The sequence below is a fragment of the Bradyrhizobium sp. P5_C12 genome, from assembly GCF_054049735.1.
In genome coordinates, this window is sequence record NZ_JBFULU010000034.1 from 21270 (window position 1) to 36071 (window position 14802).

Below are 14802 nucleotides of genomic sequence, written 5' to 3' on the forward strand. Positions count from 1 at the left end.
TTGAAGGGGAGGACTTACTTTTTCTTCTGCAAGACGCTCTGCGGATTGAGGTTGCCGATACGGCCGCTCTCAGAGCCGGCAGCCGGATCGATCACCGCGTTGATGAGCGTCGGCTTGCCCGAGGCCATCGCCTCGTTGACGGCGCGCTTGAGCTCGTCGGGCGAGGTGGCATTCACGCCGACGCCGCCGAAGGCTTCCATCATCTTGTCGTAGCGCGCGCCCTTGACGAACACGGTCGTCGCCGGATCGGCGTTGACGCTGTTGACGTCGGTGCCGCGATAGATGCCGTCATTGTTGAAGATGACGACGCAGATCGGAAGGTTGTAGCGGCAGATGGTCTCGACCTCCATGCCGGAGAAGCCGAAGGCCGAGTCGCCTTCCACCGCGAGCACGGGGTGGCCGGTCTCCAGCGCCGCCGCAATCGCCTGGCCCATGCCGATGCCCATCACGCCCCAGGTGCCGACATCGAGGCGCTTGCGCGGCTTGTACATGTCGATGACGCCGCGGGCGAGGTCGAGCGTGTTGGCACCCTCGTTGACGAGGATCGCCTCGGGATGATCCTTGATGACGTTCTTCAGCACGCCGAGCGCACCGTGATAGTCCATCGGCGACTTGTTGTTCATGAGCTTCGGCGCCATCTTGGCGACGTTCTCTTCACGCTTGGACACGATGGCCTTGGTCCATTCGGCCGGCGGCGCGGTCCAGCTCGAACCCATCGCCTGGTTGAACGCCGCGACGACGGAGCCGATGTCGCCGACGACAGGCGCGACGATCTCGACGTTGGAGTCCATTTCCTTCGGCTCGATGTCGACCTGGATGAACTTCTTGGGCGCCTCGCCCCAGCTCTTGCCCTTGCCGTGCGAGAGCAGCCAGTTCAGCCGCGCCCCGATCAGCAGCACGACGTCGGATTCCTTCAGCACCGTCGAGCGCGCCGCGCCGGCGCATTGCGGATGCGTGTCGGCGAGCAGGCCCTTGGCCATGCTCATCGGCAGGAAGGGGACGCCGCTCTTCTCGACGAAGCTCTTGATCTCCTCGTCGGCCTGCGCGTAGGCCGCGCCCTTGCCGAGAATGATGAGCGGACGTTTCGCGCTCTTGAGCACGTCGAGCGCGCGCTTGATCGAAGCGGGCGAGGGGATCTGCGCGGGCGCAGCATCAATCACCTTGACCAGCGACTTCTGGCCGGCATCGGCGTTCATCACCTGGCCGAACAGCTTTGCCGGCAGGTCGAGATAGACGCCGCCCGGACGGCCCGAGACCGCGGCGCGGATGGCGCGGGCGAGACCAATGCCGATGTCCTGGGCGTGCAGCACGCGATAGGCCGCTTTGCACAGCGGCTTGGCGATCGCGAGTTGGTCCATCTCTTCGTAGTCGCCCTGCTGGAGGTCGACGATCTCGCGCTCGGACGAGCCCGAGATCAGGATCATCGGGTAGCAGTTGGTGGTGGCATGCGCGAGCGCGGTCAGACCGTTGAGGAAGCCGGGCGCCGAGACCGTGAGGCAGACGCCGGGTTTCTTGGTGAGGTAGCCAGCGATGCCGGCCGCGTAACCGGCGTTCTGCTCGTGGCGGAACGAGATCACGCGGATGCCTTCGGCCTGCGCCATCCGGCCCAAATCCGTGATCGGGATGCCCGGCACATTATAGATGGTGTTGATGCCGTTCAGCTTGAGCGCGTCGATGACGAGATGGAAGCCATCCGTCAATTCCTGCTCGGTGCCCGGTGCTTCGGACTTGGTCGCGGTATTCAGCATGGGCCTTGTCTCCCTGGTCTCAAGGTCGTTGGGGCGAATTGTTCGCCCTTCTGGTGAAGTTGCTAGTTAAAACAGTTCCTGGCCGTGTGCCTCGACGTAGGCGGCGAGCCCAAGCGTGTGGTCACGCGCACGCTTCTCGGCGAGTTCGGTGTCGCGCGCTTCGAGTGCTTCGATCATGCCGAGATGCTCGGGCAGGGAGGTCGCGGTGCGATCCTTCCGTCCGATCGTCAATTGCCGGTAGCCGCGCACATGCAGCAGCAGGTCGTTGGTGAGATCGACCAGCACCGGCGATTCCGACAGCGAGATCAGCGCCTGGTGGAAGGCGATGTTGGCGCGCGAATATTCCTCGACATGATCCTCGGGCAGACGGTCCTTGCCAAAGTCCTTGAAGAAGTCGCGCAGCGCCGTGATGTCCTTCTTGCGTGCGGTCGTCGTGATCAGGCGCGCGGCCATGCTCTCCAGCGCCGCCCAGGCGCGGATCATGTCGACGATCTCGCTCTTGGTCCGGCGCACCACCATGATGCCGCGGCGCGGCACCGTCTTCACGAAGCCGTCCTGCTCGAGCATCGCGATCGCTTCGCGGATCGGCGTGCGGCTGACACCCAGGCGCTCGGACAGCGCGCGCTCGTCGAGCATGACCGGCTCGGGCGTCGAGTAGATGTCCATCTTGAGGATGGCTTCCTTCAAGGCGTCATACGCCTTGCTCTTGAAGCTGCTCTCCGGGGCAATACGAACGATTGCGATGTCTGCCTCGGCCATGTTCGGCAACGCCTTGGTTGGTTTCCGCAGTGACACGACGATTCTCCTCCAGTGGGAGTCGTCTTTTACAGGAATATTAACCGGAAAGTTTTTGGCATACCACATGCCAGCATGTCAAGCTGCCTATTTTTTGCAGCGTTCTAAGCGATGCCACAGCTTGACAAGTTGGCTTCTGGCATACCAAATGCCATCGCCAGCCATTTTTGATCCAAACCGGCGGAGTAATCTCGGCGTTTGTGCCACTCCGTTCCGCCGCATGGAACAGAGCGCGGCGAATGGCAAGCATCACGTGCAGCCGCGACACGCGCGCTTTGCAAACCAAGAACTGAAGGTCAAGGGAGAAGCCACATGTCCAATTCCAAAGACGCCGTCCGCAAGGTCCTTGACCAGGCCAAGGCGGACAACCGCACCAGCCTGACGGCGCCTGAAGGCAAGCTGGTCTGCGACGCCTACGGCATTCCGGTGCCGAAGGAGGGCGTGGCGAGGTCGGCGGGCGAGGCCGGCAAAATGGCCTCCTCGATGGGCTTCCCGGTGGTGATGAAGATCGTCTCGCCGGACATTCTCCACAAAACCGAAGCCGGCGGCGTCATCGTCGGCCTCAAGACGGCCGAAGACGCCGAGAAGGCCTACGAGACCATTCTCGGCAATGCCAAGAAGTACAAGGCCGATGCCAAGATCGAGGGCGTCCAGGTGCAGCAGATGCTGGCCGGCGGCACCGAAGTCATCGTCGGCTCGATCACCGACGGCTCGTTCGGCAAGCTGGTCGCCTTCGGCCTCGGCGGCGTGCTGGTCGAAGTCTTGAAGGACATTACCTTCCGCCTCGCGCCCGCGACCAAGGAAGACGCGCTCTCGATGCTCGACGGCATCCAGGCGCATGAGATTTTGAAGGGCGTTCGCGGCGGCGAGGCGGTGAACCGTACGGCGCTCGCCGACGTCATCGTCAAGGTCTCGCAGCTCGTCACCGATTTCCCCGAGATCGTCGAGCTCGACCTCAATCCCGTGTTTGCGACGGCGAAGAGCGCGATTGCGGCCGACGTGCGCATCGTCGTCGACTTCGCCTATGTGCCCAAGCCGAAGCCGCGCCCGACCGAAGAGATCGTCGCGGCCATGAGCCGCATCATGCAGCCGAAGGCGGTCGCCGTGGTCGGCGCCTCCGCCGAGGACGGCAAGATCGGCAACTCCGTGATGAAGAACCTCATCAACGGCGGCTACAAGGGCGACATCTATCCGATCCACCCCAAGGCCACCGAGATCCTCGGCTACAAGGCCTACAAGAGCGTCAAGGACGTTCCGGGTGTGATCGACACGGCTGTATTCGCGATCCCCGCGAAGTTCGTGGCGGCGGCGCTCACCGAGTGCGGCGAGAAGAAAATCCCGGGTGCGGTGCTGATCCCGTCGGGCTTCGCTGAAGCCGGCGCGCCGGAGCTTCAGGCCGAGATCGTCGAGGTCGGCAAGAAGTACGACATCCGCCTGATGGGGCCGAACATCTACGGCTTTTACTATACGCCCGCCAATCTCTGCGCGACCTTCTGCACCGCCTATGACGTCAAGGGCCACGCGGCGCTGTCGTCGCAGTCGGGCGGCATCGGCATGGCCATCATCGGCTTCTCGCGCTCGGCCAAGATGGGCGTCTCGGCGATCGTCGGCCTCGGCAACAAGTCCGACATCGACGAGGACGATCTGCTGGCCTTCTTCGAGCAGGATCCCAACACCAACCTGATCGCGCAGCACTGCGAGGACCTCAAGGACGGCCGCGCCTTCGCGGAAGCCGCCAAGCGCGTCTCCAAGAAGAAGCCGGTCGTCGTGCTCAAGGCCGGCCGCACTTCGGCCGGCGCCAAGGCGGCGTCCTCGCACACCGGCGCGCTCGCCGGCAACGACAAGATCTACGAGGACGTGCTGGCGCAGTCCGGCGTGATCCGCGCCCGCAGCTTGCGGCAGCTGCTCGAATTCGCCCGCGGCGTGCCGGTGCTGCCGACGCCGAAGGGCGAGAACGTGCTGATCATCACCGGCGCCGGCGGTTCGGGCGTGCTGCTGTCGGACTCCTGCGTCGACAACGGCCTGTCGCTGATGTCGATGCCGCCGGATCTGGATGCGGCCTTCCGCAAGTTCATCCCGCCGTTTGGCGCGGCCGGAAATCCTGTGGATATCACCGGCGGCGAGCCGCCGATCACCTATGTCAACACCGTCAAGCTCGGCCTGTCGGATGAGCGCATCCATTCGCTGATCCTCGGCTACTGGCACACCATCGTGACGCCGCCGATGGTGTTCGCCCGCAACATGGTCGAGGTGAAGAAAGAGATGGAGGCCAAGGGCTTTGTGAAGCCGATCGTGGCCTCGCTCGCCGGCGACGTCGAGGTCGAGGAAGCCGCCGAATATCTCTACCAAAACGGCATCCCGGCCTATGCCTACTCCACCGAGCTTCCGGTCGAGGTGCTCGGCGCCAAGTACAAATGGGCGCGCGGGGCAGGGCTGCTCTGAGCTTGCTTCGCCTCTCCCCGCTTGCGGGGAGAGGCCGAATTGCGAAGCAATTCGGGTGAGGGGGACTCTCCACGAGTCTAACTGTCACCGTCCTCGCGGAGACTCCCCCTCACCCTGACCCTCTCAGTGCGAGCGAAGCTCGTCGCGGCCCCGCAAGCGGGGAGAGGGAAAAAAGAATAGGGCGAGGGAGAACGGTCAGGTCGCGATGAGCAAGAACGTGATCCGGCGCAAATCGTTTGAGCCCAGGTCGCCCGCAGAGGCCGACCACGAGGGCCGTGACGGCGGCGTGCAATCGGTCGATCGTGCGCTGTCCATCATCGAAACGCTGGCCGAGGACGACGAGGGCTATCGCCTCAGCGACCTCGCCGTCCGCACCGGCCTGTCGGCCTCGACCGTGCACCGCCTGCTGGCGACGCTGGAGAGCCGCCGCTTCGTGCAGTTCGACCGGGCCGAATCCAAATGGCATGTCGGCGTCCGCAGCTTTACGGTCGGCGCGAGCTTTGCGCGGCGGCGCAATTTCACCGCCCAGGCGATTCCTTACCTGCGCAAGCTGCGCGATCTCACCCGCGAGACCGCCAATCTCGCCGTCGTCGATGACGAATTCATCATCGTGCTCACCCGCATGGAAAGCCGGGAGATCATGCGTTCGCTGACCAAGGTCGGCGGCCGCGTCCCCATGGTGACGTCAGGCGTCGGCAAGGCGGTGCTCGCGACCTATTCGGACGACGACGTCGGCGCCGTCATCCGCCATCACGGCATGCCCCGCCTGACCGAGAAGTCGATCGTGCGGCCGAGCGACCTGTTCAAGGAGCTCGCGACCATCCGCAAACAGGGCTTCGCGATCGACGATGAGGAGGCCTGCATGGGCCTGCGCTGTATTGCCGCAGTGGTCTACAACCACTGCGCCGAGCCGCTCGCGGCGATTTCCGTCTCGGGCATGACCAGCCGCCTGACCGACGACAGATTGTCGGGAATCGGCCAAATCGTGCGCGAAGTCGCCGGCGAGCTGACGGTTGCGCTCGGCGGGGTCATGCCGGCGTCTGGCTAACAGGAAACCCGGGCCCTATCGCTGGACAGTATCGGTCGTTTTGGCTGATATGCGACCAAACGACACAATGCGGCGAACGTCCGCATGAGCCCGGAGAATGCCCCCATGTTTCGATGTCCCGCGCGCCTCGTCGGCGCAGCCGTCGCGCTGACCCTTGCGGCAGCCACGCCGGGTTTTGCCCAGCAGCTCGAGCTCAAGCTGATGGCGCCGGCGGCACCGGGCGGTGGCTGGGACCAGACCGCGCGCTCGATGCAGCAGGCGCTGGTCGCCGCCGGCGTCGCGCGCAGCGTGCAGGTCACCAACGTTCCTGGCGCAGGCGGCAGCGTCGGCATCGCGCAGTTCGTCAACGGCGCCAAGGGCGACGGCAATCAGTTGATGGTCAACGGCTTCGTCATGGTGGGCGCACTCGCCATGAACAAGTCGCCGGTGACGCTCGATCAGGTGACGCCGATCGCGCGCCTCACCGAGGAAATCCAGGTGATCGTGGTGCCGGCGAATTCGCCGATCAAGACTGCGCAGGATCTGGCCGCTGCGGTGAAGGCCGATATCGCCAAGGTGACCTTCGCCGGCGGCTCGGCCGGCGGCGTCGACCATGTCATGGCGGCGTTGTTCGCTGGCGCCGTCGGCGCCGACGCGAAGAAGATCAACTACATCCCGTTCTCGGGCGGGGGCGAGTCGCTTGCCGCCATTCTCGGCGCGAAGGTCACCGCCGGCATTTCCGGCCTCAGCGAATATGAGGGGCAGATCAAGTCCGGCAAGCTGCGCGCGATCGGCGTGACCTCGGAGAAGCGCATCGCAGGCAGTGACATCCCGACCTTCAAGGAGCAGGGCATCGACCTCGTGATCGCCAACTGGCGCTCGGTGGTCGCGCCTCCCGGCATCACGCCGGAGCAGCGCAAGACCTTGAGCGATGCGGTCGAGAAGATGGTGAAGTCGGACGCCTGGAAGGAGATCCTCAAGCAGAAGGGCTGGGAGGACGCCTATCTCGGCGGCGACGCTTTCGCCGACTTCCTGAAGAAGGAAACCGTTCGCGTCACCGACGTGCTGAGGTCAGTCGGCCTGGTCAAGTCATGACCTCGGGCGATCCCGTGCAGCCGCCGCGGCGCGTCGATCGCGCCGGCATCGTCATCGCCGCATTGCTCGCAGGTCTCGCCGCAGTGCTGGTCTGGGACGCGCGCGGCCTGCAATCCACAGCGATGTACGGGATGGGGCCCGAGGCGATGCCGGTCGTGATCGCCACCGGCCTCGCGCTGCTCGCGATCGGCAATTTCATCGACGCGCTGCGCGGCAATTTGCCGGCGCGCGAGAGCGCCGATCCCGTGCCTGTTGTCTTGATCCTCGCTGGCCTTGCGCTGCTGATCGCCATCATCGGCTTCGGCGGCGGCTTCATCCTGGCGACATCGGCGCTGTTCGTCACGACGTCGGCGGCGTTCGGACGCCGTGCCGTCCTTGCCGACTCCGTCATCGCCATCGTGATGTCGACCCTCATCTATCTCGCGTTCGACCGGCTGTTGACGCTGAGCCTTCCCGCCGGCCCGCTGGAGCGACTGCTGTGATGGACACCTTTGCCGCGCTGGCCCATGGCATGGCGGTCGCCGTCCAGCCGATGAATCTGCTCTATGCGCTGATCGGCGTGTTCCTCGGCACGGCCGTGGGCGTGCTGCCCGGCATCGGCCCGGCATTGACGGTCGCGCTGCTGCTGCCGGTGACGTACAAGCTCGATCCCGGCGGCTCGCTGATCATGTTTGCCGGCATCTATTATGGCGGCATGTATGGCGGATCGACCACCGCGATCCTGATCAATACGCCCGGCGAGAGCGCGTCCATGGCGACCGCGCTCGAAGGCAACAAGATGGCCAAGGCCGGCCGCGGCGGGCCGGCGCTTGCCACATCCGCGATCGGGTCCTTCGTCGCCGGCACCATCGCCACCATCGGCCTCGCCTTTCTCGCGCCGTGGCTGGTCGATTTCGCCGTGCGCTTCGGCCCGGAGGATTATTTCGCGCTGATGTGCGTCGCCTTCATCACGGTGTCGGCGACCTTCGGAGATTCACCGATCCGCGGCCTGACCAGCCTTTTCATTGGTTTGACACTCGGCCTGGTCGGCATCGACAAGCTGACCGGTCAGGCGCGGCTCGCGTTCGGCGTCCCCGAACTGCTCGACGGCGTCGAGGTGACGACGCTCGCGGTCGGCCTGTTCGCGGTGGGCGAGGCGCTCTACGTCGCCTCGCGCCGCCACCACACCGAGGAGAAGCTCGAACCGGTGCGCGGCTCGCTGTGGATGACAAAAGAAGACTGGAAGCGATCGTGGAAGCCGTGGCTGCGCGGCACCATGTTCGGCTTCCCGATCGGGGCGCTGCCCGCCGGCGGCGCCGAGATCCCGACCTTCCTGTCCTATTCGACCGAGAAAAGGCTGACGAAGTACCCGGAAGAATTCGGTAAGGGCGCGATCGAGGGCGTCGCGGGGCCGGAAGCCGCCAACAACGCCTCCGCCGCCGGCACGCTGGTGCCGTTGCTGACGCTGGGATTGCCGACCTCGGCGACGGCCGCGATGATGCTGGCTGGCTTCCAGCAATACGGCCTCAACCCGGGGCCGCTGCTGTTCGCTGAGCGGCCTGACCTGGTGTGGGGCCTGATCGCCAGCCTGTTCATTGCCAATTGCATGCTGCTGGTGCTCAACCTGCCGCTGGTTGGCCTGTGGGTGCGGCTGCTCGCGATCCCGCAGCCGTGGCTCTATGCCGGCATTCTCGTGTTCGCGACCATGGGCACCATCGCCGCAAAGCCCTCGGTGGTCGAATTGTCGATGCTCGCTGGCTTCGGCGTGCTCGGTTTTCTGATGCGCCGGTTCGATTTTCCGATCGCGCCCGTCGTCGTCGGCCTGATCCTCGGCCCGATCGCCGAGAGCCAGTTGCGCCGCGCGCTCGCGATCAGCCTCGGCGATCCCATGACGCTGCTCCAGAGCCCGATCTCGGCGACGCTGCTCGGCATCGCGCTGGTTGCGCTCTTGGCCCCATTCGTGCTGAAGGGGATGGGACGCTTCAAGGCGAACGAGGACTAGCGGTCCCGGCGCGCGTGCTGCGTCCATCTGGTCGAGGAAACGCCATGCCGTCGGAACTTCGCTCGCCCCGTCTCGCCGTCCTGATCGATGCCGACAATGCCTCCGCAAAGATCGCGGATGGACTGTTCGAGGAGATTGCCAAGATCGGCGAGGCCAGCGTTCGCCGCATCTACGGCGACTTCTCCAATGCGCGATCCAGGGGGTGGGCGGACATCCTGTCCAAGCACGCCATCATCCCGCAGCAGCAGTTCGCCTATACGACAGGGAAGAACGCGTCCGACATCACCCTGGTCATCGACGCCATGGACCTGCTTCACAGCGGCCGGTTCGATGGCTTTTGCCTGGTGTCATCCGACAGCGACTTTACCCGTCTGGCGGCCCGCATCCGGGAGCAGGGCATCGATGTCTTTGGGTTCGGCGAACAGAAGACGCCGGAGAGCTTCCGGCAGGCCTGCCGAAGGTTCGTCTACACCGAGAACCTGCTTGCCGCCCCGGCGAACACCCAGGACGCCGCCTCGAGATCGACGTCGCTTCAACCGCTTGATGCCGCGACTCCCATCATCAAGAAGGTCATCACCCAGATGGAGAGCGAGGACGGCTGGGTGACGCTCGGCGAAGTCGGCCGGCAACTCGCCAATCTGGCGTCCGATTTCGATCCGAGAACGTTCGGGTTCCGCAAGCTGAGCGACCTCGTGCGGAAGACGAACTCGTTCGAGATCGACGAGTCAAAGGGCCGCTCGATGCGGATTCGGGTCAAGCCCGCTGCCGCAGCACCGCCGAGAAGGCGGAACCCGCGCAGGCCTGCACGGGCGGGCGCGGCGGGCGGCTCGGCGCCTAAGGCGTAAGCAGGGCCTGCCGTTATATTTGCGCTTGCCCGCTATGGCGCGGGGCGTAACCATCGCGGGGCCGTAACGCCACGCGAGGGGCCCGATGACCAGACTTACCCGCTTCGCCGTCGCACCGCTGCATTCGATGACCCGGCGTCTGGCCGATGTCGCCTCCGCGCGCGTCGCACCGGATCTCGTGGTCACGGGGGCCCGGGTGCTTTCGACCTATTCGGAGCGCATCCACGCGAACCGCGAGGTCTGGATCACCGGCGGCCGTGTCGCCGCGGTCAAGCCGGCCGGAACAGCCAAGAAGGCGTGGAGCGGCGTCGCGACCTACGACGCGGCCGGCGGCATCATCGCGCCGGGGCTGGTCGATCCGCATATCCACATCGAATCCTCCATGGTGACGGCCTGCGCCTATGCCGAGGCAGCACTGCTGAATGGGACCACCACGATCTTCTGCGACAGCCACGAGATCGGCAACGTCATGGATGTCGCCGGTGTCGAGGCGATGCTGGAGGACGCGCGCGAGGCGCCGCTCTCGATCTTTTTGACGGTGCCGTCGACCGTCCCGGCCACGTCGGCGGAGCTTGAGACCGCGGGCGGCGATCTCACGCCGGACAAGATCGCCGGCCTGTTCGATCGCTGGCCGGAAGCCGTCGCGCTCGGCGAGAAGATGGATTTCGTGCCGGTCACGATGGGCGACGAGCGCAGCCACGCCATCCTTGCCGCGGCGCTCAAGCGCGGCCGCCCGGTGTCCGGCCACGTCTACGGCCGCGAATTCGTCGCAGCCTATGCGGCGAGCGGCGTCACAGATACGCATGAGGCGATCGACCGCGACATCGCCGATGATCTGCTCGACGCCGGCGTCTGGGTCTTCCTGCGCGGCGGCCCGCCGACCACGCCGTGGCACTCCCTGCCGCAGGCGATCCGGACGATCACCGAGCTCGGTGCCTCGCACAAGCGCACGGCGGTGTGCACCGACGATCGCGATGCCGACGATCTCCTGCTGTTCGGTCTCGACTGGGTGGTGCGCGAGGCCGTGAAGGCCGGGATGTCGCCGGAGCAGGCCTGGTCGATGGGCTCGCTGCACGGCGCCACGCGCTTCGGCATGGAAGGCGATATCGGTGGGCTCGGCGGCGGCCGCCGCGCCGATCTCGTGCTGATGGACGACAATCTCAAGCCGCAATGCACCTGGTATGGCGGCGAGCTCGTGGTGGAGGATCGCAAGATCACGCCGCGTCTCGATCAGGCGCTGTCGCAGCGCTATCAATATCCGAAGGCGGCGTACGCCACGGTGAAGCTGCCCGAGAAGGTCAAGCTCACGCCGGAGCTGCCGGCCAAGGCCTGCACGGTCAACGCCATCAAGACGGCGCTGCCGGGCATCACGCTGATCCATGAGAAAGTCGCGATCGAGCCGGCAAAGGACTGGCCGTCGCTGTTCGCGCGCTATGGCCTGTGCTTCGTCACGGTGGTCGAGCGCCACGGCAAATCGGCCGGCAACGTCGCCTATGGCCTGTTGAAGGATTTTGGCCTGAAGCGCGGCGCGGTGGCCTCCAGCGTCGGGCATGACAGCCACAACATCATCGTCGCCGGAACCAACGAGGGCGACATGCAGGTCGCGATCGCGGCCATCAAGGAGCACCAGGGCGCCGTCTGCGTCGTCGCCGACGGCAAGGTGAGGGCGCTGGTGCCGCTGCCGATCGCGGGGCTCTTGTCCGACAAGCGCGTCACCGAGGTGGCGGAAGAGGTCAAGGCATTGAAGAAGGAATGGGCGGAGGCCGGCTGCACCATCCCCTACATGGGCTTCAATTTGATTCCGCTATCGGTCATTCCGGAAATTCGCATCACGGACAAGGGCCTCGTGCTGGTGCCGCAGATGGAACTGGCGCCGCTGTTCGAGTGATTTCTTTCATCCGTTTCGCAATGTAACCGATTGAGACCACCACGGTTTTTCCGCGGCTGCCGCATCGTGGAAAATAAAATCGATCTCGTTGAGCGGAGCCGACGCACGCCCGATGATCACGCTCGAACCAAGGCAACCGAGCGAGGTCCGATATGGCGAAGATGCGAGCTATCGATGCAGCCGTCCGTATTCTGGAGAAGGAAGGCGTCTCGACGGCCTTCGGCGTTCCCGGGGCCGCGATCAATCCGCTTTACTCGGCGCTGAAGAAGCGCGGCTCGATCCGCCATATCCTGGCGCGGCATGTCGAGGGCGCTTCCCACATGGCGGAAGGCTATACGCGGGCGAAGGCCGGCAATATCGGCGTCTGTATCGGTACCTCCGGGCCGGCCGGCACCGACATGATCACCGGGCTCTATTCGGCGATCGCCGATTCCATTCCGATCCTCTGCATCACCGGGCAGGCGCCGCGGGCGCGGCTCTACAAGGAGGATTTTCAGGCCGTCGACATCGAGTCGATCGCAAAGCCGGTGACGAAATGGGCGGTGACCGTGCGCGAGCCGGCCTTGGTGCCGCGGGTGTTCAGCCAGGCGTTTCACGTCATGCGTTCGGGCCGGCCGGGCCCGGTGCTGATCGATATGCCGCTCGACGTGCAGCTCGCGGAGATCGAGTTCGATGACGAGACCTATGAGCCGCTGCCGGTCTACAAGCCGACCGCGACGCGCAAGCAGGTCGAGAAGGCGCTGGAGATGCTCAACGCGGCCGAGCGGCCGCTGATCGTGGCCGGCGGCGGTGTCATCAACGCCGATGCCTCGGACCTGCTGGTGGCCTTCGCCGAGATCACCAACGTGCCGGTGGTGCCGACGCTGATGGGATGGGGCGCGATCCCCGACGACCACGTGCTGATGGCCGGCATGGTCGGCCTTCAGACCAGCCACCGCTACGGCAACGCCACGATGCTGGAGTCGGACTTCGTGCTCGGCATCGGCAACCGCTGGGCCAACCGCCACACCGGCTCCGTCGAGACCTACACCAAGGGCCGCACCTTCGTGCATGTCGACATCGAGCCGACCCAGATCGGGCGGGTGTTCAATCCTGATCTCGGAATCGTCTCGGACGCGAAGGCCGCGCTCGAGCTGTTCGTCACCGTCGCCAGGGAGTGGCGCCGATCAGGCAGGTTGCGCGAGCGCCAGGCGTGGCCCGCCACCTGCCGCGATCGCAAGCGTTCGATGCTGCGCAAGAGCCATTTCGACAACGTTCCGATCAAGCCGCAGCGCGTCTACGAGGAGATGAACAGGGCCTTTGGCCGCGACACCTGCTACGTCACGGTGATCGGCCTGTCGCAGATCGCCGGCGCGCAATTCCTGGGCGTCTACAAGCCCCGCAACTGGATCAATGCCGGGCAGGCAGGACCGCTCGGATGGACGTTGCCCGCTGCCCTCGGCGTGCGCGCGGCATGCCCGGATCGCGACATCGTCGCGCTGTCGGGCGATTACGACTTCCAGTTCCTGATCGAGGAGCTCGCGGTCGGCGCGCAGTTCAATCTGCCCTACATCCACGTCGTCGTGAACAATTCCTATCTCGGCCTGATCCGCCAGGCCCAGCGCGGCTTCGATATGGACTATCACGTCCAGCTCTCGTTCGAGAACATCAACGCGCCCGAGCTCGGCGGCTATGGTGTCGATCACGTCGCGGTCGCCGAAGGGCTCGGCTGCAAGGCGATCCGCGTCACCGACCCGAAGGACGCGCAGGCCGCCTTCGTGACGGCGCGCGAATTGATGGCGAAGCACCGCGTGCCGGTGGTGGTCGAGTTCATCCTCGAACGCGTCACCAACATCGCGATGGGCACCGAGATCGACAACATCGTCGAGTTCGAGGAGGTGCTGGACTTGGCCCTCGACGAGGTCGGGACCAAGCAGCCCGGCGTGCTTCAGCCGGCGGAATAGGGGAATATCATGCCGAAATTCGCCGCCAACCTCACCATGCTCTTCAACGAGATGCCGTTTCCCGACCGCTTCGCCGCGGCGAAAGCGGCGGGCTTTGCCGGGGTCGAGTATCTGTTTCCCTATGATTTCGACAAGGCGATGCTGCGTGAGCAGCTCGAGGCCCACGGGCTGACGCAGGTGCTGCACAATCTCCCCGCCGGCAATTGGGCGGCGGGCGAGCGCGGCATCGCGATMCWGCCGGATCGCGTCAGTGAATTCCGTGACGGCGTGTTTCGGGCCATCGACTACGCCAAGGCGCTGGATTGCGAGCAGCTCAACTGCCTCGTCGGCATCGCGCCCGCCGATGCCGATCCGCGCGAGCTCAACGAGACGCTGGTCGGAAATCTGCGCTTCGCGGCTTCGACGCTGGCGCGGGAGAACATCAAGCTGCTGGTCGAGCCGATCAACACGCTCGACATTCCCGGCTTCCACCTCAACGGCACCGAGCAGGCGGTGCAGCTCATCTCGGAAGTGCGGTCCAACAATTTGTTCATCCAGTACGACATCTACCACATGCAGATCATGGAGGGCGATCTCGCCCGCACCATGCAGGAATATCTCCCCCAGATCGCCCACATCCAGCTCGCCGACAATCCCGGCCGTCACGAGCCGGGCACCGGCGAGATCAACTATCCCTTCCTGTTCCGCCACCTCGACGCGATCGGCTATCGCGGCTGGATCGGCTGCGAATACAAGCCGCGCACAACGACGCTGGAAGGCCTGTCGTGGCACGCGGCGCAGACGTTCGAGACGTGAGAGCGCGCTGATGTGGCCGCGGTGACAGTGCCCTCCCTCTCCCGCTTGCGGGAGAGGGCTGGGGTGAGGGTGTCTCCGCGGTGGGACCGCAGAAATGCACCGAGAAAATCCCCCAGCGGACAGAGCCCTCACCCGGCGCTACGCCATAGCCGAGGCTTTGCCTCGGCGCCTCTTAAGAGACGGCCGCCGAAGGCGGCCTATGCCTCTCCCGCAAGCGGGAGAGGTGCATCGAGCCCGTGGACG

The 14802-nt window shown here is 65.3% G+C and carries 11 protein-coding genes; 9 read left to right on the forward strand and 2 right to left on the reverse strand.

What is annotated here, in order from left to right; translation table 11 throughout:
* Nucleotides 1-14: 14 nt before the first annotated feature.
* Together oxc and ACXJMY_RS26250 are read right to left on the reverse strand one after the other, a co-directional pair.
* Nucleotides 15-1748 carry an oxalyl-CoA decarboxylase gene (gene oxc, locus ACXJMY_RS26245; RefSeq protein ID WP_456622242.1) on the reverse strand — a complete coding sequence of 578 codons (1734 nt, stop codon included), beginning with the start codon at nucleotides 1746-1748 and terminating at the stop codon, nucleotides 15-17.
* Between the two features lie 66 nt (nucleotides 1749-1814).
* On the reverse strand, nucleotides 1815-2507 hold the full coding sequence (locus ACXJMY_RS26250) for a GntR family transcriptional regulator (RefSeq protein WP_456622296.1): 693 nt from the start codon (nucleotides 2505-2507) through the stop codon (nucleotides 1815-1817).
* A gap of 348 nt (nucleotides 2508-2855) precedes the next feature.
* Between ACXJMY_RS26250 and ACXJMY_RS26255 the strand changes: the two genes are divergently transcribed.
* The 9 genes from ACXJMY_RS26255 to hyi all read left to right on the forward strand — a co-directional run bounded on the left by ACXJMY_RS26255 (nucleotide 2856) and on the right by hyi (nucleotide 14559).
* The gene (locus tag ACXJMY_RS26255) at nucleotides 2856-4985 is read left to right on the forward strand and encodes an acetate--CoA ligase family protein (RefSeq protein ID WP_456622243.1); all 2130 of its coding nucleotides are present in this window, start codon (nucleotides 2856-2858) and stop codon (nucleotides 4983-4985) included.
* Nucleotides 4986-5190: 205 nt separating this feature from the next.
* The gene (locus tag ACXJMY_RS26260; RefSeq protein WP_456622244.1) at nucleotides 5191-6033 is read left to right on the forward strand and encodes an IclR family transcriptional regulator; all 843 of its coding nucleotides are present in this window, start codon (nucleotides 5191-5193) and stop codon (nucleotides 6031-6033) included.
* A gap of 105 nt (nucleotides 6034-6138) precedes the next feature.
* Nucleotides 6139-7107 (forward strand): Bug family tripartite tricarboxylate transporter substrate binding protein, encoded by a 969-nt coding sequence (locus ACXJMY_RS26265; protein WP_456622245.1) that lies wholly within the window; start codon nucleotides 6139-6141, stop codon nucleotides 7105-7107.
* Nucleotides 7104-7589, forward strand: a complete 486-nt coding sequence (locus tag ACXJMY_RS26270; protein WP_456622246.1) for a tripartite tricarboxylate transporter TctB family protein — start codon at nucleotides 7104-7106, stop codon at nucleotides 7587-7589. Before ACXJMY_RS26265 ends, ACXJMY_RS26270 begins: the two co-directional genes overlap by 4 nt.
* Complete coding sequence (locus ACXJMY_RS26275; RefSeq protein WP_456622247.1) at nucleotides 7589-9088, forward strand: tripartite tricarboxylate transporter permease; 1500 nt, start codon at nucleotides 7589-7591, stop codon at nucleotides 9086-9088. Before ACXJMY_RS26270 ends, ACXJMY_RS26275 begins: the two co-directional genes overlap by 1 nt.
* A 44-nt stretch (nucleotides 9089-9132) precedes the next feature.
* Nucleotides 9133-9933 carry an NYN domain-containing protein gene (locus ACXJMY_RS26280; protein WP_456622248.1) on the forward strand — a complete coding sequence of 267 codons (801 nt, stop codon included), beginning with the start codon at nucleotides 9133-9135 and terminating at the stop codon, nucleotides 9931-9933.
* 85 nt (nucleotides 9934-10018) lie between these two features.
* Complete coding sequence (locus tag ACXJMY_RS26285) at nucleotides 10019-11821, forward strand: adenine deaminase C-terminal domain-containing protein (RefSeq protein WP_456622249.1); 1803 nt, start codon at nucleotides 10019-10021, stop codon at nucleotides 11819-11821.
* Nucleotides 11822-11973: 152 nt separating this feature from the next.
* Nucleotides 11974-13764, forward strand: coding sequence for a glyoxylate carboligase (gcl, locus tag ACXJMY_RS26290; RefSeq protein WP_456622250.1), 1791 nt, complete (start codon nucleotides 11974-11976; stop codon nucleotides 13762-13764).
* A 9-nt stretch (nucleotides 13765-13773) separates the two neighbouring features.
* Nucleotides 13774-14559: a hydroxypyruvate isomerase gene (gene hyi / locus ACXJMY_RS26295; RefSeq protein WP_456622251.1), complete on the forward strand. Its 786-nt coding sequence runs from the start codon at nucleotides 13774-13776 to the stop codon at nucleotides 14557-14559.
* Nucleotides 14560-14802: the final 243 nt, after the last annotated feature.